The sequence below is a fragment of the Acidobacteriota bacterium genome, assembly GCA_020349885.1.
Taxonomy (GTDB): domain Bacteria; phylum Acidobacteriota.
Genome location: CP070701.1, coordinates 1,705,164 through 1,727,464 on the forward strand (window position 1 = coordinate 1,705,164; position 22,301 = coordinate 1,727,464).

General features: G+C 65.2%; 18 protein-coding genes and 1 pseudogene. 9 read left to right on the forward strand and 10 right to left on the reverse strand.

All coding sequences use genetic code 11. The features are described 5' to 3' along the window. Window positions 1-60: 60 nt before the first annotated feature. Entirely contained in the window at window positions 61-1,659 is a 1,599-nt protein-coding gene (locus JSV08_07330; GenBank protein ID UCF80318.1) for a DUF3552 domain-containing protein, read from the forward strand. A 23-nt stretch (window positions 1,660-1,682) separates the two neighbouring features. Next, a complete protein-coding gene (locus JSV08_07335) occupies window positions 1,683-2,627 on the forward strand; it encodes a methionyl-tRNA formyltransferase (GenBank protein ID UCF81859.1) in 945 nt (314 codons plus the stop codon). 15 nt (window positions 2,628-2,642) lie between these two features. Here JSV08_07335 and JSV08_07340 read toward each other — a convergent pair whose 3' ends face one another. Next, on the reverse strand, window positions 2,643-3,971 hold the full coding sequence (locus JSV08_07340) for a glycosyltransferase family 39 protein (GenBank protein ID UCF80319.1): 1,329 nt from the start codon (window positions 3,969-3,971) through the stop codon (window positions 2,643-2,645). Window positions 3,972-4,434: 463 nt separating this feature from the next. Here JSV08_07340 and JSV08_07345 point away from each other — a divergent pair. Continuing rightward, window positions 4,435-4,616, forward strand: a pseudogene (locus JSV08_07345) (lectin). Beyond that, window positions 4,599-5,894 (forward strand): N-acetylmuramoyl-L-alanine amidase, encoded by a 1,296-nt coding sequence (locus tag JSV08_07350; GenBank protein ID UCF81860.1) that lies wholly within the window; start codon window positions 4,599-4,601, stop codon window positions 5,892-5,894. The pseudogene JSV08_07345 and the gene JSV08_07350 overlap by 18 nt, the downstream one beginning before the upstream one ends. Before the next feature lie 103 nt (window positions 5,895-5,997). On the opposite strand, the gene JSV08_07355 is transcribed toward JSV08_07350, so the two are convergent. The 3 genes from JSV08_07355 to uvrC form a co-directional block, all read right to left on the reverse strand. Beyond that, a complete protein-coding gene (locus tag JSV08_07355) occupies window positions 5,998-7,770 on the reverse strand; it encodes an OmpA family protein (protein UCF80320.1) in 1,773 nt (590 codons plus the stop codon). 144 nt (window positions 7,771-7,914) lie between these two features. Beyond that, window positions 7,915-9,993, reverse strand: a complete 2,079-nt coding sequence (locus JSV08_07360; protein ID UCF80321.1) for a PEGA domain-containing protein — start codon at window positions 9,991-9,993, stop codon at window positions 7,915-7,917. Between the two features lie 116 nt (window positions 9,994-10,109). Continuing rightward, window positions 10,110-11,945, reverse strand: coding sequence for an excinuclease ABC subunit UvrC (uvrC, locus tag JSV08_07365; protein ID UCF80322.1), 1,836 nt, complete (start codon window positions 11,943-11,945; stop codon window positions 10,110-10,112). Between the two features lie 93 nt (window positions 11,946-12,038). Here uvrC and JSV08_07370 point away from each other — a divergent pair, with 93 nt between their 5' ends. From JSV08_07370 to JSV08_07385, 4 genes are all read left to right on the forward strand, one after another. Beyond that, window positions 12,039-13,409 (forward strand): sigma-54-dependent Fis family transcriptional regulator, encoded by a 1,371-nt coding sequence (locus JSV08_07370; GenBank protein UCF80323.1) that lies wholly within the window; start codon window positions 12,039-12,041, stop codon window positions 13,407-13,409. A gap of 171 nt (window positions 13,410-13,580) precedes the next feature. Beyond that, window positions 13,581-14,219 (forward strand): deoxynucleoside kinase, encoded by a 639-nt coding sequence (locus tag JSV08_07375; protein ID UCF80324.1) that lies wholly within the window; start codon window positions 13,581-13,583, stop codon window positions 14,217-14,219. A gap of 98 nt (window positions 14,220-14,317) precedes the next feature. After that, window positions 14,318-15,208, forward strand: a complete 891-nt coding sequence (gene panB / locus JSV08_07380; protein ID UCF80325.1) for a 3-methyl-2-oxobutanoate hydroxymethyltransferase — start codon at window positions 14,318-14,320, stop codon at window positions 15,206-15,208. A 12-nt stretch (window positions 15,209-15,220) separates the two neighbouring features. Beyond that, window positions 15,221-16,075, forward strand: a complete 855-nt coding sequence (locus JSV08_07385; protein ID UCF80326.1) for a pantoate--beta-alanine ligase — start codon at window positions 15,221-15,223, stop codon at window positions 16,073-16,075. A 203-nt stretch (window positions 16,076-16,278) separates the two neighbouring features. Here JSV08_07385 and JSV08_07390 read toward each other — a convergent pair whose 3' ends face one another. From JSV08_07390 to JSV08_07410, 5 genes are all read right to left on the reverse strand, one after another. Next, window positions 16,279-17,280 carry a ketoacyl-ACP synthase III gene (locus JSV08_07390; protein ID UCF80327.1) on the reverse strand — a complete coding sequence of 334 codons (1,002 nt, stop codon included), beginning with the start codon at window positions 17,278-17,280 and terminating at the stop codon, window positions 16,279-16,281. Then, window positions 17,277-18,323, reverse strand: coding sequence for a phosphate acyltransferase PlsX (plsX, locus tag JSV08_07395; GenBank protein ID UCF80328.1), 1,047 nt, complete (start codon window positions 18,321-18,323; stop codon window positions 17,277-17,279). The genes JSV08_07390 and plsX overlap by 4 nt, the downstream gene beginning before the upstream one ends. A 39-nt stretch (window positions 18,324-18,362) precedes the next feature. Beyond that, entirely contained in the window at window positions 18,363-18,545 is a 183-nt protein-coding gene (gene rpmF, locus JSV08_07400; protein ID UCF80329.1) for a 50S ribosomal protein L32, read from the reverse strand. A 70-nt stretch (window positions 18,546-18,615) separates the two neighbouring features. Next, on the reverse strand, window positions 18,616-19,188 hold the full coding sequence (locus JSV08_07405) for a DUF177 domain-containing protein (protein ID UCF80330.1): 573 nt from the start codon (window positions 19,186-19,188) through the stop codon (window positions 18,616-18,618). Window positions 19,189-19,421: 233 nt separating this feature from the next. After that, complete coding sequence (locus JSV08_07410; GenBank protein ID UCF80331.1) at window positions 19,422-20,069, reverse strand: TonB C-terminal domain-containing protein; 648 nt, start codon at window positions 20,067-20,069, stop codon at window positions 19,422-19,424. A gap of 177 nt (window positions 20,070-20,246) precedes the next feature. Here JSV08_07410 and JSV08_07415 point away from each other — a divergent pair, with 177 nt between their 5' ends. Then, entirely contained in the window at window positions 20,247-21,623 is a 1,377-nt protein-coding gene (locus JSV08_07415) for a serpin family protein (GenBank protein UCF80332.1), read from the forward strand. On the opposite strand, the gene JSV08_07420 is transcribed toward JSV08_07415, so the two are convergent. Further along, window positions 21,620-22,273: an endonuclease III gene (locus JSV08_07420; protein UCF80333.1), complete on the reverse strand. Its 654-nt coding sequence runs from the start codon at window positions 22,271-22,273 to the stop codon at window positions 21,620-21,622. The genes JSV08_07415 and JSV08_07420 overlap by 4 nt on opposite strands. Window positions 22,274-22,301: the final 28 nt, after the last annotated feature.

The following is a 22,301-nucleotide window of genomic DNA, read 5'->3' on the forward strand; positions in this document are numbered from 1 at the left end:
GCGGGATCGGGACTCGTGCAAGCGAGCCGTAGCGCTGTCAACAAGGAAAAGGGTGTTGCGATGGCGGAAGCATTTATAGTCGGTGCGGGCTTTGCGGTGTTGCTCGCCGCGGCCTATCTGGGCGTGTGGTATGTGCGCCGCTGGCTCAGGGAGCGCGACGCGCTGGCCCGCGATCGCCGCCTCATGGAAGAGGAGCGCCGCCGCTCCATGGAGGAAGGACAAGCTTTCCTGGCGAGGATGGAGGAAGAGGGGAAGGCGGCGCTTCAGCAGGCGCGCGAGCGCATGCTCGAAGACATCCGGCAGCGCCGCGATAAGCTCTTCGCGAAGGAGAAAGCCCTCGCGCGCCGGGAGAAGGACCTGCGGCTTCGCGCCCAGTTCGTGGCGCAGAAAGAGGCGGCGCTTCAGAATCAGGAGGAGACTCTCTCGGCGCGCCAGGATGCCCTGGGGGCGCGCGAGGCGGCCCAGGGTGCGAAGTCGGAGAAACTGCGCGCCCGTCTTGAGCAGGCCGCGGGGCTTGGCGCCAAGCAGGCGCACCAGGAGCTTCTTCGGCATATGGAGCGCGACGCGCGCCGAACCCTGGACGAGGTCCTTGAGCGGTGGGGGAGCGAGGTGCGCGCCGAAGCGCGCTCCCGCGCGCGCGAAATCATTGCTTCAGCACTGGCCCAGGAAGCACCCGAAGCAGCGGTGTACCATGCGACGCTCACGTTGCCTCTTCCGAACGAGGAGATGAAGGCGAGGATCGTCGGCCGCGACGGGCGGAACGTCCGCACCTTTGAGAGACTGACGGGCGTCGAGGTGTTTGTTAACGACCTTCCGCACGCCCCTCCGACGCCGGGTCCGGCCGTCATGCTCTCATGCTATCATCCGCGGCGCCGCGCCGTGGCGCAACGCGCCATGGAGCGCCTCATCGAGAGCAGCCGAATCTATCCGACTAGCATTGAAGAGGCGGTTGAGGAAGCCCGCCGCGCCGTCGAGGAGGGCGTGGAGGAGGACGGAAAGGTGTTCGCCGAAAGACTCGGCGTGGACGACGTGCCTTCCGAGGCGCTACGGCTACTCGGGGAACTTCGGTTTTACCTCGAGCACGGCTGCGACCTGGCGTCTCACACGTGGGACGTGACACGCCTGGCCTCCCGCATGGCGACGGAGCTGGGTGCAGACGCCTCCTTCGCGCGGCGGGTCGCACTCCTTCACGACATCGGCAAGGTGTCGGGCGAGCGGACGCTGCGAGGCACGGCCGCGGAGCGGGCCGTGGAGGTGCTGCGGCGCTGCGGCGAGCCGGAAAGAATTCAGCGGGCCGTCGCGAACGTGCTGGACCGCGACGCGCCTCTCCTGGGCGTGGAGGAAGCGGTGGTCCGGACGGCGCATGGGCTCGTCGAGGGACGCCCCGGGGCGACCGACGACGCTCTGCAAAAGTGCTTTGAGCGCATGCAGGCCATGGAGGCCGCCGCGCGGGAAGTCGCCGGCAAGGGCGTCGAGGCCTTTGCCTTCCGCACCGGCCACGAGATACATCTTTTCGTGGCCCCGAAGCGTCTCAGCGATGCTCACCTGCCCGTACTCGCGAACACGGTCGCCCGGACTCTCGGCGAGCAGTTCCCCGATTTCCGCCCCATCCGCGTAAGCGCATTCCGCGAGGTGCGCGCCGCAAGCGCGGCGTTGTGAAGCACGGAAAAACTCAGGTGGCGATGAAGCTGGTCTTTTTCGGCACACCCGAATTTGCCGTCCCCTCGCTTCGAGCCCTGCTCGAAAGCGGCCATGCGGTCGTCCGGGTCATCACGCAGCCCGACGAGCCGAAGGGGCGGGGGCGCAGGCTCGCGCCGCCGCCCGTCAAGGTAGCGGCGCAGGAGGCGGGCGTTCCCGTGCTCCAGCCAGCGGGGCTGGATGAATCCCTTCTGCCGGGGCAGGTCGACGCCGCCGTGGTGGTCGCGTACGGAAAGATTATTCCCGAGTCACTTCTGAAAATCCCGCGGCGGGGCTTCGTCAACGTCCACGCCTCGCTCCTGCCCAAGTACCGGGGCGCCGCGCCCGTCTCCTGGGCGATTCGCAACGGGGAATCCGTCACGGGCGTCACCACGATGCGGATGGCGAAAAGTCTCGATACCGGCGACATCCTCCTTCAAAAGGAGTGCGAGATCTCTCCCCGCGAAACGGCGGGGGAGCTTCACGACCGCCTGGCGGAGACGGGAGCGGGGCTTCTCGTGGAAACGCTTCGGCAGTGGGAGGCGGGCGCGCTCGCGCCCAAGCCGCAGGACGACTCGCAGGCCACCTATGCCCCTAAGCTCACGAAGCGGGACGGCCTCGTGCCGTGGGACCGAAGCGCCCGCGCGGTGGACTGCCACGTGCGCGCCATGACGCCCTGGCCGGGCGCTTTCGGCTATCTCGAAGGCCGCATCGTCAAAATTTTACGCGGTCTGCCCGCCGAGCGTGCGATAGAGGAAGCGTCGGGGCCGTCCGCGGCGGGCGAAATTCTCGCCCTCGAGGCCGACGACCTTCTCGTCCGTTGCGGCGAGGGCGCATACCGGGTGGAGCAGATACAGCCCGAGGGGCGCAGGGCGATGTCGGGGCGCGAATTTCTCGCTGGCCGCCCGAAAGTCATAGGCCAGCGCTTTGAGGGAAAAGCGCCTTCGTAAGGGGAGCGGGGCTCTCTAGGCCTTGGCGCGGTTTTTTCGGCCCGTCAGGGCGTAGGCCCATGCTGGGGCTCGACGCTCCCGGAGCTCGTGGAAGAAGCCGACGCTCAGGAGCATCACGAGCGGATACATGGTCGCGCCGTAGCGGAACTCGGTGTGGAAGGGGAAGTGCGCAAGGGCGTAGTACACGACGGGCACCCAGAGGGGGTGATACTTCGGGTCGCGCCAAGCGAGGGCGATGCATCCGACAGTGAGCGCAAAGAACGTCCAGCCGAAAAACGCGTTGAGCGCGAAGGGGTTGGCCACCCAGTCGCCCCAGTTGGCGAAAGGAGGCCGCCAGAGGAGAGGCGCTTCCTTGAAGCGCAGGCGAAGCCACTTGAGTGGGTTTCGGCGGATGCGCTCGAGCGCCATGTCCCGAAGCACGGCGCCGGGGTTGCGCCCCTCGAACTTCGCGTCGGGATCTTCGCAAACGAACTTTCTAAAGGCGTGGACGGCCGCACGGGCCCGCCGCCCTTCCCCGGGGCTGTCGTACGCCTCAGGCGGAAGAACATAGGTCATGGCGCCACCGCGCATTTCCTCGGTCCACAGCCGTCCCTCCTCGCCCCAGGTTCCCACCCAGAGGGCCGCGCCCACGTTTCCCCGCGCGGCTGGCGTCCATGCCCCTGCGCTCCAGGCGTTTCGCACCGTCCAGGGGACGACCACGGCGAGCCACCCGACGGCGAGCCACACCGGAAAGCGCCACTGGCGCTTTTCTATCCACAGCCATGCGCCGATTGCGACGGGAAAAAGCAAGAACTCCAGACGCGCGTAGGCCAGAACGCCGCTCACAAGTCCGAGGGCGAGGCCGTGCTTCGGGCCTTTCCGCTTGCCTTGAAGCCACAGCCAGGCGAGAAGCGCCAAGAGGAACGCGGCGAACGTGTCCGGAATGAGGTAGCGCGCGTAGACCTGCGACGGCAGGAGGCAGGCGGCGAGGGCGAGGCTCGCGAGCGCGAGCGGCCGCGAGGCGAACAGCCGCCGCGCCATGGCGAACACCAGCGTGCAGGTTATCGCGTCGAGAATGCCCTGGGCGATCCATACCGCTTTGGGCTGGCGTCCCGCCAGCGCGTAAACCGAGGCTATGAAAAAGGGGTACGAGGGTGGGCGGAAGAGGTTGGGGCGGTGGGGTGGCGCTTCGTCCATGGTGTAGCCCCGCCCGTTGGCCAGGTTCCATGCGACGGCCTCGTACACCACTGCGTCACCGCCGATGGGGGGCGGCGGGAGCGTGAGGGCGGGGACGAGCCGGAGCACGAGCCCCAGCGCGAGGACGAGCGCCACCAGTCTCTTGTCTCGCCGCGACCACGTTTTCATGAATGCTCAGTATAGCCGAACGGAGCGAGGGCTTGCCTCCGTGCAGGGGAATTGCAGAAAAAGCGTTGCGTTTGCGGGTGCCTGCGCCTATGCTAAGGCGTGCAGTGCGGTAAAATCGATGCCATTGTGAGGAACTGCAGCGGGCGAAGCATGCGGCAGGAAAGGCGGAGCGGGAAGAGTGCGCGGCGCTGTGCGCTCTTGCTCATAGCCCTTGCCTTCACGGGGGTCCTGGCCGGGCCGCGCGGCGCGGAGCGCACGGTGCGCATCGACGAGACCCTCAAGGCCGTTCATGAAGGCAAGGAGTTTTTCCTCTCCGTCCACGTCAAGCGCGGCGACACGTACCAGGGGCTGGCCGAGCGGTACACCGGCTCCAAGAGGAACTGGAAAAGAATTCGCGCCGACTCGAAGCAACGAACGCTCCGCGCCGGAACAAGGGTCCGCATCGCCTACACGATCCTGAAAAATGAATACAAGCGCAAGGTCGTCGAGGCGCTTTTCCCCCGGGACGGCTACCGGGACGGCGCCTGGGTGCACCACGTGCGCGACGTCCCGTACCGCGAGAGCGGCGAGACGCTCTGGCGCATCGCCGAGTGGTTCACGGGCGACGGGAAGAACTACCGCCGGATCATGGAAGCGAACGACATGCGAAGCGACGCCCTCGCGCCCGGGCAGACGGTGCGCGTCCCGAGAGCGCTGCTGCTTGCGGCGTTCGTGGACGAGGAGGCGGCGCCCTCCGGGGAAGAACCGCTCGTCCTGGGCGAGGGGCACCCAGAGCTCGGCTACGGCGAGGACGCGCGTGGGCCTTTCGCGGTCTATCGTCTCAAGCAGGGCGAGGCGCTCTATTCCGCCGTCGTGGTGCGCTTCACGGGGCTCCTTTCCGCCGACGAGGTCAACCAGACGGCCTTGAAAATTGCCAGGCGGAGCGGCATCGAGGACGTGACGGCCATCCCCGTCGGCTTCGCCGTGAAGATTCCGCTCGACCTGCTCCTCGCCGAGTATCTTCCCGAAGGCCATCCCCGCCGCGCCGAATACGAAGAGATTCAAACAAGCGCCGCGCGCTACCGCTCGCGCGCCGTCACGGAGAACCTCGAAGGCGTCTACGTCTTCCTCGACGCGGGGCACGGGGGCATTGACAGCGGGGCCGCGCACCACGGCGTGTGGGAAAGCGACTACGTTTACGATATCATGTGCCGCGTCCACCGCCTCTTGGGCGAGACGGCGAAGGCCACGGTCATCCCCGTCGTCCGAAACCGCGAGCGCAAATACCGTCCCGTCGACCGGGAGCGCCTGTCGAGGAGCAAGGCGACGGAGGTGCTCACGACGCCTCCGTTCCGCTACACTAGCCGCTCGGAGCGCTCCATGTTCGTGAACCTGCGGTGGTACGTGGCGAACGACCACGCCCGGGCGCTCCGCAAGCGCGGCGTCTCCGAGGACCGCTTGGTCTTCCTGAGCCTTCACGCCGACGCGCTTCACACCGCGGTGCGGGGAGCAATGGTCTACATTCCGGGTGCGCGCTACGTGTCCTCGACGATCAGCAAGCGGGGGCGGCCCTATTCGAAGTACCGCGAAGTGCGCTCGCACCCCTACGTCCGCGTGAACCACAAGGACAAAGTCAAATCGCAGGGCTACTCGAACGGCTTCGCGCAGACGCTGGTGCGCGAGCTGCGCCGGCGCAAGCTCCGCGTCCATCCCCACAATCCCGTGCGCGACGCCATCGTCCGCACGCGGGGCCGCCCGTGGGTGCCGGCGGTGCTTCGAAACAACACCGTGCCCACGAAAATTCTTCTTGAAACCGTCAACCTCGCCAACCGCAAGGACGCCGAGCTCATGCGAAAGCCGTCCTTCCGCGAGGCGATGGCCGAGGCCATCGTCGAGGCGCTCCGCGCGCACTACGCGGGCGGCAGGGGCAAGCGCGCCGCCTAGCGGGCGGGTGCTTCGGAGTATGTATTTGTGCGCTGACGCTTCGCGGTGACAAAAAAGCCCTCGACCGAAAGTCGGGGGCCTTCTTCAAGAGCGGGGCGGCGGTTTATTCGGAGAATTGGAACTCGGCGCGGCGGTTGAAGCGGCGCGTCTCTTCGACCGAGTTGTCGAAGGCCGGATTCGATTCGCCGCGGCCAATCGCCGTAATGCGGCCCCGCGGGACGCCCTGGCGCACTAGGTCCTGCTTGACCATCTCCGCGCGCCGTTTCGAGAGGGCCAAATTGTAGGCGTCGCTGCCGATGTTGCAGGTGTATCCATTGATGTACACCCACAGTCTGGGGTTGTCCAGAAGCTGCTTCGCGATGCGGTTCAGGACGACGGTCGCCTCTTCCGTGATGCTGTAGCGGTCGAACTCGAAGAACACGCGGTCGATAGGTGTTGGAATCTCGGGGCAAAACACTTTAAGGATGGTAGTGGCGCCCGCCGATGCCCCGTGGGGGTCGCTGACGCTCCCGCGGATGACGACGGGCTCGTCGCAGTCCTCGGGCGCCTGCCAGAGGACGTCCTGGCCCTCGCCGATGATGCGGCCCTTCTCGGGCGCCCACGCGTAGGCCAAGTCCTCGCCCTCGGGGTCCTCGCCGAGCCCCCGGATGCGCACCGTCTGGCCGGGGCGGACGATTTCGACTTCGGGCTCGAGGCGCAGGTGCGGCGGCAGGTTGGCCATCTCCACCTCCGGCCGCACCTCCTTCTCGGCAAGCTCGCGCTCGGCGATGATGTCGGGGCGCGGCTTCTTCACCTCGCGCACCTTGCAGCCCGAGGTGTAGGAGATTTTCGCGATTATGCCCCAGCCTTCAATATCCTTGATTCTGCCGTCTATCGTGGCACCGTCCAGAATGTCGTCCATGCTCGTATAGCGCCCCGCGCAGCTCAGCGTGACGCCGTTTCGGAACTGCCACTGGGCGCCCAGATGGTAATAGATGCGGTCGTCGTCCGGAATCTCTTTTCCTATCTCGGAACTCAGGGTGCCAGCGGTCAGGGCAAGGAGTGTTTCCAGGTTTGCCGCTATCTCGGGCGTCACTTTTTTGTCCTCCGCGAGCGAATATCCCCATATCTCGCCGAGGACCTGGAAAGGCTTCCTTATAGGCACCCGCAGGCCTAGGCCGTAGGTAATCCAGTCGTTCATGGAATAGCGGTTCGGGATGCTCGTCTTGTCAAACGCGACGTAGCCTGCGTTAAGGGATACCTCCAGGAGGCCGAGTTTTTTCGTGGCGATGAGCGTCCCGCCGTACTCGGTCTTGCCCGTGCCCTTGAAGCCGCCCAGGCACTCATCGGATTCGTCCACCATGCCGTCCCCGTCGTTGTCTATGTTGTCGGTGCAAGCGTTCGGTTCTTCGTCGCCGCGAGGAAGCTCAAAGTAGGCATGCACGGCGAGGCCGATGCGCCCTTTTCGCTCGGGGAGGAAATTGTATTTGACGCCCATGTGGGGATTGCCCGTCCCTTCGTTTTCCTCGGGTTCCGTGATGAATTTGCCCCGGAAGAAGGGGGGTATAAGGGAACCGGTTTCCGGCGTAGGGTTGCGCATGTCGAGCTCGACGGCCCGGAGGCTGAGGCTCACTTCCAGCTTGTCCGTGAGGCCGTAGCCGAACGAGAGGGCGTACTCGTCGTAGGAAATATCACCCGGGTCGCGGTCCCAGTTTTCCAGGGAAACCTGCACCGTGAGCTGGCGAGCGCACAGCGTGTCGGCGCGGAGCACCTTATAGAGGCCGGTTTCGCCGGAAAGGCTTGGCGTGGGGCGCTCCTCGAAAGGCTCTCGCGCCCACAAAATACACGAGAACGCAAGCCAAACCGAGACACACCAGAAGACCCGTTGCTTCTGCATCAGATTATCCTCTCGGAAGGGGCTATGTATTCCCACATACCTTCAACGAAAAACAGGTCGCAGTATATCCATAAGCTTGGGACTTTGTCAAGCCGAAAATGGAAAAACCGGGATTTTGCCGAAATAGCTCAATATGGAGCGATCCTACGGCTCCAGGTGGCGCAGGAGGCGCTCGGCGAGGGAGGCGACGGGCAGGTCGAAGTCGCTCTCGAGCGTCGAAGCGCTTGAAGCGGCGGCGCGAAGGGCGTCGTGCGCAGAGGACGTGTCGCCGCGCTTCAGGTAGGCAAGACCGAAAAGGTACTGGAGCGTCCCGTGCCCGATGCCCGCGCGCCTCGTGCCGTCCGCCGCGTCGGGAATCTCCACCTCGGAGAGAATCTCGAGGGCCTCGTCGGGGCGATCGAGGCGGCAGAGAGCGGCGCCCAGGTTCAAAAGCGCCACCTCGCGCTCGAGCGGATCCCGCGCCGTTCGCGCCAGGAAGCGCATATGGGAGACGAAAGAGTGGAGCGACGCGTGGGTTTCGGAAAGAATTGTAAGCGTGGGCGTGGCCACGGGGCGCAGGGGCAGCGGCTCCTCTTGGCCCGCCATGCTGAGCGAAACCTCCTCGCCCGGCTTGAGCGCTTCGAGCGCGGCGTGGAAGTCCTCCGCGGAACCGAGGGAGCGTCCGTCGACGGCCAGCAGCACGCCGCCGGGGGCAATTCCGGCCTCTGCCGCCGGCCCCTTCGGCGCCACGTAATAGACGTAGACCCCTTCGGCGAAGCGGACGTCCATGACGCTCATTCCGAGCGATGCCGAGAAGACGGAAACGTCGGTTTTAAGCACATCCTTGAGGGCTCTGCGCGAGTGAAACTCGTCGGGCGGTGCGTTGGGAGCGGCGGCTATGAAAAAGCGGGTCTCGTGCCCCCGGTCGAGCGCCGTCAGGGCGAGCTCGGCTGCTGAAAACTTCCCTATCGCGCGTCCGAGGAACGTTTCGGGATTCTCCTTGTCCCAGGGGACGAATTCGCCGGGAACGTCCAGAAGGTTGTAACGCCCGAGTGCACGCAGCTCCTTGGCGAGCGTTTTTGTCTTTTTCTCCTGCCGCTCAAGCGTTCCCTCGCGGAAAATTCCTAGGAAAGCAAGCGTTGGACGCGGGCTCACGTCGAGCGTCACGACCGAGTCGCGGGCGAAGGTGACCGTTTCAAACCACGCGCTTTCCACCTCCGGGTCGCGGACGCGCACCCGGCGCTCGCCGCTGCATATGTCCTCCGCCCGAAACGGCGTCCTTCCGAGCGTCCTGCCGTCCACGGCGACTTCCAGCCCTTCGGGCTTCGAGGAGATTTCAAGCGCCGCGGTGCTTCGCTTGAGCACCACGGGGTCGAATTCCGCGGGCGCGAGGCGCGCTTCGGGGTCGATCGAGATGTCCACGTCGAGCGACGCCGGCTCGTAGCACGGTCGCTCGAAGCGCACCGCGTGCCTCCCTTCCGTGAGGGGAGGCGTGATGAACGGGGCGGACAGCTCTTCCAGGGCGATGCCGCGCTTCTCCGCCGCTTCCGCGAATTTCATCGCGGCGTGTCCTTCGGTCCGCCCCGCGAGCTCTCCGTCCACCAGGATTTCGACGTCGGAGGGCGCGGTCAGAAACAGGGCTTTTCGGTGCGTGGGAGAGAGCACGGGCTTGAGGTCGGCGCGCTCGCCGATTTCGAGCTCAAGCGCCTCCTCGTGCTCCTTGAAGCCCTCCAGCTCAATGCGCACAACGCGGTGCCCCGAAAGAACGGGCACCGATTCGAGGGGTGCCGCGCCAACGTGCACGCCGTCCACAAACACCGCCGCTCCCGCCGGATCGCTCCGTACCGTGAGGCGCGCGACGCGGTTCTTTCGAATTTCCTCGAAAAGGTCGGCGGCGCGCGAAGGGAGCGCCGCGTCGAAGACATGGGCCGGCGCCAGCTCCGCCAAAGCGGTGAAATCCTTCTCGGCCCGCTCCGATTGGCCCATGTTGTAGAAGCACGCGCCCCGCAGCTCGTGGGCGCGCACGAGGATGGGGCGCGCCTCCTCGGGATACGCCTTGCTCCACGGGTCGTCGAGAATCTGTCCCAAGAGGGCCGCTGCGTCCTCCAGCGCGAGGGCCTCGTACTGCTCGGCCGCGCGGGCGAGAAGCCCTTCCAGGCGCGCCGCATCGCCCGTCTGCGGGATTTCGGCGCTTGCCGCCGTGCATGTTACGCCCAAGGCGAGAATGCAACAAAAAATGCGCATACTTTCGCGCCTATTTTACCTCAAGTGAGGGCATCTTGCCACATGTCCGGCACGGCAGGGACCGGGACCGCCGGGGCAAGCCTCGCGGGCTCGAAAAAGTGCCTTTTTCGGCGGCCTCATTTCAAAACCTCCCTGATCCTCCTCGCCAGCTTCTTGCCGAGCACCGGCGTGAGCGCGCTTTCCTCGGCGCGGGCGACGGCCTCGGCGGAGCCGAAGATTCTCAGGAGGCGTCGGGCGCGCTTCTCGCCGATGCCGGGAATTTCCGTGAGCGCCGTCTGGAACGTGCGCTTCGCGCGGCGCTTGCGGTGGTACGCAACGGCGAAACGGTGCGCCTCGTCCCTCAGCCGCTGAAGCGTCCTCAGCACGGGCGAGGTGCGCGGCAGGTGAAGCGGCTCCCTGCGCTCCGGAAAATACAGTAGCTCCTCCCGCTTCGCGAGCCCAACGAGCGGCAGGCGGTCGAGGTGGAATTCTTTCAGAGCCTCGCGCGCCGCGCCCACCTGACCGGCGCCCCCGTCCACGAGCACGAGGTCGGGCATCTCGGAAGCTTCCTCGATGGCGCGGCGGAAGCGGCGGCCGATGACCTCGCGCATCGCGGCGAGGTCGTCGCTCGCCGGGGCCTCCCGAACGCCGTAGCGCCGGTACTCGCCCTTGGCGAACTTTTTGTTTTTCCAGACCACCATGGACGCCACCGTCTCGGCGCCCCGCCAGTGCGACACGTCGAAGGCGTCGACGCGCTGCGGCGCGGCTTCGAGCCCGAGCACGGCCCAGGGCTCGGAAGGAGTCTCCTGCGCCAGGGCGACGGCCGGGTCTTCGAGGCAGAGGCGCGCGTTGCGCTCGGCGAGCACAAGCAATTTCTTTTTTTCTCCGCGCTCGGGAACGACGAGGCGCACGCGGAGGGCGGTGCGCCTAGGCCGCAGGCGGCTTCGCTTCTCCCGAAGCCATGCCTCGAGGGTCTCGTGCGCCGGAGGAAGGCACGGCAGAAGAACCTCGCGCGGCACGTCGTCGGTCAGGTTGTAGTACTGGGACACCGCCGTCTCGACTAGAGCCGCCTCGCTTCCCGGCCGTGCGGGCGCGCCGTCGAGGCTTTTCCAGACGAAACGCCGGTGGTGGACGATGTCGCCCCCGCGGATGACGAATACGTGGAGCGCCGCCCGGCGGCCCCGCCCACGGCGAGTCTGGGCCTCGCGGGCGAAGCCGAACACGTCGGCCTCCTTCTCCGTGGCCGTCGCCGCCTTCTGGACGCCGGGGGCCGTGGTTTCGAGCGTCCGCACGAGGTCCCTCAAATTCGCCGCCTCCTCGTAGCGCATGGCGGCGGAGGCCTCGCCCATGCGCCTAAGGAGCGCCTTCGCGAGCTCTCCGCGCCGCCCGCGCAGGAACATGACGGCGTCCTCCACCTGGCGGCGATAGGCCCGCTTCGGGATGAGTTTCGAGCATGGGCCGTCGCACTGGTGGAGCTGGTAGTAGAGGCAGCTCCGGGCGCGTTTTTTGGAAATGTCGCCGGTGCACTGGCGAATCTTGAAGTGGGTGTGCAGGAACCGCAGGAGCCGCTTGGCCGAGGCGGGCGGGATGTAGGGGCCGAAGTGGCCGTGGCCGTCCCGCTCGACGCGGCGCGTGATGACCGCCTCGGGAAACGCCTCGCCCGTCGTGATTTTGATGTAAGGGTAAGTTTTATCGTCGCGCAGGAGGACGTTGTAGGGCGGGCGGTGCTCCTTGATGAGGTTGTTTTCGAGCCCCAGGGCCTCGACGTCGCTGTCCGTCACGACGCACTCCACGTCCGCCGCCCCGCGCAGCATCTTCTCGATGCGCGGCGACGCCGCCCCCCCGGTGAAGTACGAGCGGACGCGGGCGCGCAGGTTCTTGGCTTTGCCGACGTAGAGAATCTTTCCCCGGCCGTCCTTGAAGAGATAGACGCCCGGCTCCGCGGGAAGGGTCTTCGCCTGTGCGGCCTCCATGCTGCTTAATGTAGCGGTTTCCGGGGGGCGAGGCAAAAGGAGCCGCCGGCGGACTGCGTAGCGCCCCCGCGCATGTTACAATCGAGCTAGCCCATGGACATTCTCATCGTCGAGGACAAGGCGAGCCTGCGCAAGGCGCTCGTCGAGGCGCTGCGGGGCGAGGGCTACAGCGTCGAGGAGGCGGCCGACGGGGCGGCGGCGCTCGAGCACCTCAAGGCGCGCCGCTTCCGCCTCGTGCTCACCGATCTGAAGCTTCCCAAAAAGGACGGCCTCGAAGTGCTCGAGGCGGCGCGCGGCGTAGACCCCCCTTCGGCCGTGGTCGTGATGACGGCCTACGGCACGGTGGGCGACGCCGTGCGCGCCGTCAAGGGCGGCGCCGTCGATTTCCTGGAAAAACCCGTGGACATCGAGCGCCTCCTCGCCGTCGTCCGGCGCGCCATGCGCGAGCAGGCGCTCCTGTACGAGCACCTTCTTTTGAAGGAGGAGATGGCCGAGCGCTACGACCTGCCGCGGATTGTGGGCGAATCGGAGGGCCTCAAGGAGGTGGCGGCGGCGCTCCAGAAGGCCGCGACCACGGACGCCACCGTGCTCCTCCAGGGAGAAAGCGGCACGGGGAAAGAGCTGTTTGCTCACGCCGTCCATGCCCTGAGCGCGCGCAAGGACGCGCCTTTCGTCGCGCTCAACTGCGCCGCCATTCCCGACGCGCTTCTGGAGAACGAGCTCTTCGGCCACGAAAAAGGCTCCTACACTGGCGCGCACGAGGCGCGCATCGGAAAGTTCGAGCTCGCGCACCGCGGCACGCTCTTCATGGACGAGATATCGGAGCTCCATCCCAATCTGCAGGGAAAGGTGTTGCGCGTCATCCAGGAGAAAACGTTCGAGCGCATCGGCGGCCTCGCCTCCATCGAGGTGAACGTCCGGCTCGTGGTGGCCACGAACCGAAACCTCGAGGAGGAGACCAAGGCCGGCCGCTTCCGCGAAGACCTCTTCTACCGCCTGAACGTTTTTCCCCTGACCGTTCCCCCTCTGCGCGAGCGGCGCGGCGACATTTTGCTCCTTGCGGCGCATTTTCTGGAGCGCGCGGCGCGGCAGGCGGGAAAGAAGGGGCTTTCCCTGTCCGGGGCCGCCGAGGAGGTGCTTCTCGCCTACGATTGGCCGGGGAACGTGAGAGAACTTCAAAACGCCGTGGAGCGCGCCGTGATCCTCGCCGACGGGGAGCACATCGAGCCCGCGCACCTCATGCTCGAAAGCGCCTCGTCTCTCGGCGAGAAGTCCTGGCTCGCCTCGGCGCCCCTCGAGGGAGCGCTCAAGGAAGCGGTCGAGCGCGTAAAGAACGCCGTCGAGAAGGAGAAGATCGTGCGTGCCCTGCGTGCGGCGGACGGCGACGCGGCGCGAGCCGCCAAGGCGCTCGGCCTCGGCGCGAAGACTTTCGCCACAAAGTGCCGGACCCACGGGATTTCGTGAGCGGAGACGACATTCCGGCGTGGGCGGGGACGGTACCCGGCCTGCCGTTTCCTTGATTGCTGAGTCGGGATTAGGAAAGTTCTCTTTTGCTCGACTTTGCTTCGTGCTATCATAAAGGGCTAAAGCCACGCGGGGCGCTTTCGCGCAGCGTGGATGGGAGAAACACCAGCGATGAACGTGCGCTTTCATCACATTGCCGTCGAGGGGCCCGTCGGCGTCGGGAAAACGGCGCTTGTGAACCTCATGGTCGAGCGGCTGGGAGCGGAGAAAATTAACGAGGTGGACAACAATCCCTTTTTGGAGAGCTTCTACGAAGGCGAGGCCGAGGCTGCTTTTCTGACGCAGCTCTTCTTTCTCCTGAGCCGCTACCAGCAGCAGCAAAAGCTCCGGCAGAAGCCCCTCTTCGACCGCCTCACGGTCGCCGACTACCTCTTCGACAAGGACCGCATCTTCGCGTACGTGAACCTCTCGGACAGCGAGCTGATGCTCTACGAGCGCCTCTACGCCATCTTGAGCCGGGAGGTACCTAGGCCCGACTTGGTCATCTACCTTCAGGCCGACACCTCCGTGCTCGTGAAGCGCATTCGCGCGCGCGGCCGGGAGTTCGAGCGGCGCATCTCGGAGGACTATTTGAAGGCCCTGAACGACGCCTATAACAATTACTTCTTTAATTACAACCGGACACCGCTTCTGGTGGTGAACACGTCGGAAATCGATTTCGTGCACCGAAAGGAAGACCTCGAAGATTTGTTGAAGCAAATTGAAGTCATGGACGGGGGCACGCGCTACTACGTGCCATGTGGAGCGTAGCGCCCGCCATGTCCACGGCTTAGCCCCGAAAACCCGTTCCCTTGATCCGCGATACCCGCACCCGGGGCATCGGGACAGGGAGAAAGGAGTATCGAACGATGAACGCACACTCAGGCGACGCGGCGGCTGCCGGAGCAGGCCAGCGCGTCACCGTGTCAAGCATCCGCGAGCGGAAAACCTCCGAGCGGCCCATCGCGGCCCTTACGGCCTACGACTACGCCTCCGCTCGCCTCGCCGACGAGGCGGGAATGGACATCATCCTGGTGGGCGACTCGCTCGCGATGGTCGTGCTCGGCTACGAGAACACGCTGCCTGTCACCGTGGACGAGATGCTCCACCACATGCGCGCCGTGGCGCGCGGCGCGAAGCGCGCGCTCCTGGTGGCCGACATGCCCTACATGTCCTACCACGCCAGCGTCGAGGAGGCCGTGCGGAACGCCGGGCGCTTCGTGAAGGAAGGCGGCGCCCAGGCCGTGAAAATCGAGGGGGGCCGGAAACGCCTGCCCGCGGTACGCGCCATCCTCGACGCCGAGGTGCCCGTCATGGGGCACATCGGCCTGACGCCGCAGTCGCTTCACCGCATGGGCGGCTACAAGGTGCAGGGCAGAGTGCCTCCGGAGGCGCAGGCGCTCCTCGACGACGCGCGCGCGCTTGAGGAGGCGGGAATTTTTTCGCTCGTTCTGGAAGGGATGCCGCGCGAGCTTGCCTGCGACATCACACGGGCCGTCTCCATCCCCACTATCGGCATCGGCGCCGGCCCCGGCTGCGGCGGGCAAATACTTGTTTTCCACGACGTGCTCGGCCTGTGCGAAGGGAATTCTCCCAAGTTCGCCCGCCGTTACCTGAAAGGTTTTTCCGTGATGAAGGAGGCGCTCGAGCGCTACGCCGAGGACGTGCGCGCGGGAAAGTTTCCCTCGGACGACGAATCGTACCACTCGCCAAAAGGTGCCCCCCTGCGCTTTCCCGCCAGGCGGGAGACGAAGAGATAGGAAGGTGAGCCGATGGAAATCGTCCGAAAGCTGAACCGCATGCGAAGCCTCGCCCGCCAGGGGCGGCGCGAGGGAAAGACCATCGGCCTCGTGCCCACCATGGGGTGCTTTCATGAAGGGCATTTATCGCTCATGCGCAGGAGCCGCGAAATGGCCGACGTGACGGTCGTGAGCATCCTCGTCAATCCCACCCAGTTCGGCTCTGACGAGGATTATGAGAAATATCCCCGCGACATCGTCCGCGACGCAGAGCTCGCCTCGCAGGAGGGGGTGGATTACCTCTTTGTGCCCGAGGTGGAAGAAATGTACCCGCAGCCTTTTTACGCTTACGTCAACGTAAGCAGCCTCTCGAAGGTGCTTTGCGGCGCGCACCGCGCGGGTCACTTCCGCGGCGTGGCGACGGTGGTCATGAAGTTTCTTCATATCGTGGCGCCGCACTTCGCGTTCTTCGGGTTCAAGGACGCCCAGCAGTCCGTCCTCATCGAGACCATGGTGCGGGATCTCAACATGGACGTCGAGATGGTCGTCTGCCCCACCGTGCGCGAGGCCGACGGCCTCGCCATGGGCTCCCGGAACACGCATCTCTCGAAGGAGGAGCGCCAGAGCGCCACATCGCTCTACCGCGCCCTTCAGGCCGCCGAGGAGCTTTTCCATGAGGGCGAGCGGGAGGCATCGGTGCTGCGGGACAAGATGCGCGAGGTCATGGAAGCCGCGCTGCACACGCGCGTAGACTACGCCGAAATCTCCCACCCTCGGACGCTCGAGGCCCTCGAGCACGTCGACCACGAGGCGCTCGCGAGCGTGGCGGCCTTCGTGGGCTCGACGCGTCTCATCGACAATCTTTTCCTGAAAACGCCCGATGTCTAGTGCCGTTTCACCGTACTAATCGGAGCGCAAAATAGTTTTGAGGCTGCCGCATTCGACGAACGTGCAGAAAGTGCGGGAGGTGCAGAAGGTGCGGGAAGTGCGTGACGTGCTGTCGGCACCTTCCGAACCTTCCGTACCCCTGGCCTGTCTGCCAGGACAAGCTTCTGCACTCCGAGGGCCGCGTCTTCGGCTGGCCCCCCCCTTTATTTAATCGCCCAGCGCAGGAGGACGGAGCCCCACGTGAGGCCGCCCCCGAAGGCCGTCAAGAGCACCAGGTCGCCCTGCCGGACGCGGCCTTGGCGCACGGCCTCGTCGAGCGCGATGGGAATGGAGCCGGCCGAGGTGTTCCCGACTCGCTCTATGTTTTCGTAGACCCGGTCGGGAGAAAGGCCCAGGCGATCGACCACGGCATCCGAGATGCGCTTGTTGGCCTGGTGGGCGATGAAGAGCTTAACGTCCTCGACCCCGTAGCCGGCTTGCCTGAGCGCATCCTCGGCGGAACGCTCCATGCTGCGCACGGCGATCTTGAAAGTCGCCTTCCCCTCCATCCGGACGAAATGCAGACGCTGCTCGACGGTCTCGTGCGAGGCAGGGAGGAGCGAGCCGCCCGCGGGAACGGTTAAAAATTGGCCCTGTGCGCCGTCGCTATGAATGTTTGACGCCAGAATGCCGAACTCCGGCTCCACGTCCCGCATGACGACGGCGCCCGCGCCGTCGCCGAAAAGGATGCACGTCGTGCGGTCCGTGAAATCGGTCACGCGCGAGAGCAGGTCGGCCCCCACCGCCAGCACTCTTCGGTACTTTCCCGTCTCGATGAACTGCTGCGCCACGACGGCCGCATAGACGAAACCCGAGCACGCGGCCTGAAGGTCGAAGGCCGCGGCGCGCTTGGCGGCGAGGTTGGCCTGGATAAGGTTGGAGCTTCCCGGAATGGGCACATCCGGCGTGAACGTGCCGCAGATGATGAGGTCAAGCTCTTCGGCGGCAAGGTTCGCCATCTCAAGCGCCCGCTTTGCGGCCTCCGTGGCGTAAAGGGAGAGTCCCTCCCCCGGGGCTGCCTTGCGGCGCTCGCGTATGCCCGTGTGCTCGATAATCCATTGATCGCTCGTGCGCAGCTCGGGCAGGCTTTCGAAATAGGCGTTCGTCAGAACGGTCGGGGGCAGGGCGGAACCTGTCCCCACGATTCCCGCGCGGCGCCGCGTCATGGCTGGATGGCCTTTTTTACCGGCGTCGGGAAATAGTCCGCTTCCGTTTCCGCGAGTCGGGCGACTTCGGCGAGGATGCGGTCGTTTACCTTGCGGCGCTCGCACTCGATGGCGGCCCCGAGGGCGCTCTGGATGGCGCGGGCGTTCGAGCGGCCGTGGCAGACGACCGTCGTGCCCCGGATTCCCAGGAGCGGAACGCCGCCGTACTCGGTGTAATCCAGGCGCTTGCGTATCCGTGAAAGTACGGGGCGGGACAGGAGATATCCCAATCGCGTCCACAGGCTCGCGGAGAATTCGGAGCGCATGATGCCCTCCAACGTCTCGACCAGGCTTTCGCACGTCTTCAAGACGACGTTTCCCAGAACGCCGTCGCAGACGATGACGTCGGCCTTGCCGCTGAAAAGATCTTTTCCGTCGATGTTGCCCACGAAGTTGAGGCTGGTTCCCTTGAGCACCTTGTGAACGGTGCGAATCAGGTCGTCCCCCTTGCTCTCCTCTTCCCCGATGCTCAGGAGCGCGATTCGGGGGTTGTCGCTTCCCAAGATGCGGGCGTAGAGGGAGCCCATGACCGCAAACTGCAGCAGGTGGTGCGCCTTGCAGTCCACGTTAGCGCCCACGTCCGTCAGGACGGTCAGCCCCGAGCGTGTCGGAAGAGACCAGGCGAGGGCGGGCCGGTCCACGCCTTCGATGGTCCCCATGACCACCTTGGCCGCCGCCATCGCGGCGCCCGTGTTCCCCGCGCTCACGAGGGCGTCGGCCTTGCCTTCGCGCACGAGGTTCGCGGCCACGCGAATCGAGGAGTTGGGCTTCTGGCGCAGGGGAGCCGTGGCCGGGTCGGCCATCGAAACAACCTCGGACGCCTCCACCAATTCGATTCGATTCCGGTCCGTCTCCGCGCGGGAAAGCGCCCGCTCGACTTCGCTTCGCGGCCCCACGAAGAGCACCGCGAGGTCCGGCCACTCCCGGAGCGCATGCGACGCACCCCTCACGTTGGGCTCTACGCCGCGGTCTCCGCCCACCGCATCAAGGGCTACGCGAATCATGGCGCTCCTCTTCCCAAGCAAATCAATCGAGCCAAGAATTTACTCTTCCTTGGAGGGCAGAACCGACGTCCCAGCGTAGTAACCGCACTTCGGACACACGCGATGCGGAAGCTTCGGCTCCATGCACTGCGGGCACGCCGTCAGGCGCGGAGCCACAAGACGCTGCTGACCCTGGCGTTTTCGCTTGCGCTGTTTAGAAAATTTCCGACGGGGATTTGCCATGGGATTAGAGAATTTCCGGATTAAGGAGCCGGGTGGAAAGACTGGCGGCGCGTCCCCTCGTCATGGAGCTTCACGGCGAGTGTTTCCGAGCCAGACGCGGGCGGAGCATGCGCAGGGGCAGAAGGCGCGGGTCGAACGGGGCGTCCTCTTCCCCCTCATGCGCGCAGCGCGTCTCGTTTCGATTCGCACCGCACCGCGGACAAAGGCCGCGGCAGTCTTCCCGACACAGGGGTTTCAGGGGATAATGCAAAAAAATTTCCTCTTCCAAGAACGGCAGGAGGGCCACCTCCATGTTGGAATCGTAGCGCAGGGCAATGTCCTCCTCGGGATTCCTTTCCGTTTCACCTGGATCCTCGCCCGGGCAGTCGGGGAGAAGGAGCGTCCCGAGCCGATGCGCCACCTCATGCTCCATGGCCGCCAGGCATCGTGCGCATGCGCTACGGGTTTTCCCTCGAAGCTCGCCTTCGAGGTAAAAGCGCTCGCCGCCCACGTGGCGCACGGTGTAGTCCGCGTCGAGACCCTTGGCAACGACCGCCTGTCCTTCTTTGGAAAGGTCCTCGTGCGGCACGCGCAGGCGCTCCGAGAAACTCCCGCTTTGCTTCGCGGCATGGAGCGACAGAATATACATGCTTTTTTTCTGCATAGGATTCTACCTTTTTATTCCCGCTTCCCGAATTCCGAAACGCCGGAACACGCTGAAACGGAAAGCAAAGTGAATACAAGCAGTAATTATCTTCAGCGAGTCTACCTCAAGCAAATCAAGAACGCAAGCTGCCGGTCAAGCCGGGCAGCGTAGGGGAAATTGTGTAAATTTATTATTAAGCCATCCCAACACTCTCCGGTAGGGCAGGGTGGGGTGCCCGCGGGGGAATTTTCCTACTTCGCTTCCCTCAGGAACGTAAAATGGACGCCCAGGGACTCTCCCGGGAAGCGCTTGGGAAGGGGCGGCATGGGGGAGGCGCCCAGCACGGCGCGGAGCGCCGCGTGGTCGTAGGCCGTCGAGCCGCTCGACTGCGCGAGCTCCACGCCCGTGATGCGCCCGCCGCGCCCGATTCGAAAGTAGACGACGGCGTCGGCCGAGACGCCGGCCGTCCCCGGCTTGTACCAGGTCTGCGCAATCTTTCGCTGGATGGTGTCCAGGTACCAGAGGTAGGTGAAATCCTTCGCGTCGAGCCGGCTCACGCCCCCGCCCGGCCCCGCGCCCGCGCCCTGGATGCCGAGCTTCGGGGAAGGCGCCTTCTTCGGTTCGCGGACGGCGGGCTTGGGTTTTTCCTGTTTTTTCTCCGCTTTTTTCTCCGGCGCGGCCTTCGGAGGAATTTTCTTTTTGACCGACACGCTCTTTCGAGGGATCGCAGCCGGCAAATCCGAAGGGCCGCGAAGGGACGCCAGGCTGATGCGGTAGGCGCGGATGGGGGGAAGCAGTTTGGGGCGCGGCTTCTCCCACGTGAAAGAAAGCGCCGCCACGAGCACCGCGTGCGCGGCGAAGGAGACCCCGAGCGCCCGATGGAGAGGATTCCCGAGCATCGGGACAGCATAGCACATGGCGGCCGCACGGCATCACGGAAAGGTGAAGCGCCGAGGCTGCGGAGTGCCGCTTGCGCCGTCAGGGTCCGCTTCCGACAATTTCCCGTAAACGCTTCCTCCCCTCAGGCGTAACAAGGGTGTACAATCGTGAGAACCCCTTTCTTTAAGGAGAACGCTATGGAACGACGTAACGTTGTAACGAAGTCGCAGTGGGCGGGCATCATCACGGGCGCAGCGGCGATCGGGATTTTGATGGGGCTCCCGGGATACGTGTCCGGAGAAGAACACCATGAGAAAGGCCCCGTTTCGGAAAACCGGACGGCCGCTCCGGAGAGTCGCACGGGAAAGCCCGAGCCTGTCTCGAAAGAAGGCGTCGCAGCCCGGTTGAACGGGTTTGCGTTCGATCTTCACGCCGAACTGCGTGCCGAGGAGGGAAATCTTTTCTTCTCTCCTTTCAGCATCTCGAGCGCGCTCGCCATGACCTACGCCGGCGCGCGGGGCGACACCGCCGCCCAGATGGCCGCCGTGCTTCGGCTTCCGCCGGCCGACGAGGGCGTCCACTCGAAACTGGGGGCGCTGGTCTCGGAGCTTCACGCCCGCGGCGAGGAGACCGACTGCGCCCTCCACGTCGCAAACGCCTTGTGGGGCCAGCGGGGGCTGGGCTTTCGACCGGAATACCTCGAGCTAATAAAAACGTCTTATGATGGGGACCTCCGCGAGCTCGATTTCAAGAAGGACACCGAAGGGGCGCGAAGGACGATCAACGCGTGGGTTGAGGAAAAAACTTTCGAAAAAATCAAAAATCTCATCCCTCGCGGCATATTGAAGAAGCTCACGCGCCTCGTGCTGACGAACGCAATCTACTTCAAGGGCAAATGGGCCCGCACCTTCGATGAGGCCTCCACCCGCCCCGCCCCCTTCCACAGCCCCACCGGGGAGCGCGAGGTTCCCATGATGCACCAGACCGGCCGGTTTGGGTACACGGAAGATGGAGCCGTTCAGGTGCTTGAGATGCCCTACGGGACGCCGGATTCCGGCGCCGCCTCCGAGCGGAGTCCGGAACGCCTCTCGATGCTGGTGGTGCTTCCGAAAGACGAGAGCAGCCTCGGCGCGCTTGAGGACTCCGTCAACGCGGAGAAGCTCGAAAGGTGGATCAACCGGCTGCGAAACGAAAAGGTTAAAGTTTACCTGCCGAAGTTCAAACTCACGGAACGATTCCTCCTGGGTAAGATTCTTCAGGAGATGGGAATGACGTATGCGTTTCAGACCGTCGAGCCGAGCAGGGCGGATTTTTCCGGCATCACAACGGAGGAGAAATTAGCCATCTCGGAAGTCATTCACAAGGCGTTCGTGGACGTGAACGAGGAGGGCACGGAGGCCGCCGCGGCGACGGCGGTCGTCATGGCAAGGGTGGTTGGGGGTACCTTCAAACCGTCCACCCCCGTGTTTCGCGCCGACCATCCGTTCCTGTTCTTCATCCGGGACAACGGAACGAACGCGATTCTCTTCATGGGGCGCGTCGTCGATCCGAAGGCCTCAGCGGAAGGCAGCTAGTTGCCGACGCCCGCCTTCGCGCACCAGCGCTCGGCGGAGCACGAGCCGCAGCGCGGGCCGATGGGCCGGCACACCGTGCGTCCGTGACTTACGAGGAGGTCGTTCACGCGCCGCCAGTAGCGTCGGGGCACGATTTTCTGGAGCGCGATTTCCGTCTCCTCGGGCGTTTTCGTGCGCACCCAGCCGAGGCGGTTCGAGATGCGGTGCACGTGGGTGTCTACGGGGATGGCGTCCTTCGCGAAGCCGTACACCAGCACGCATCCTGCCGTCTTGCGTCCGACGCCTGGAAGCGCCGTGAGCTCATCCATCGTCTCCGGCACGCGCCCTCCGTGGCGCTCGATCAGCAGGCGCGCCACCCTGCGGATGGTGTCGGTCTTGACGCGATAGAAACCGCACGCCCGGATGAGCGGAAGAATTTCCGATTTCCGGGCCCGCGCCAGCTCTTCGGGCGTACGGAACCGGGCGAAGAGCCGCCGCGCCGCCTCGTCGGTAATCTCGTCGCGCGTGCGCTGCGAAAGGATGGTGCCAATGAGCGCGTGGAACGGGTTGCGCTCTTCCTCGCTCAGCCGGTCGAGCGCCGTCCAATCGTACGTGCGCCCTAGGGCGCGCAGGACGGAAATTATCGAATTCCTTGAGACGCTACGCGGCATTCATACCTCGTGCGCGACACACGGAGGG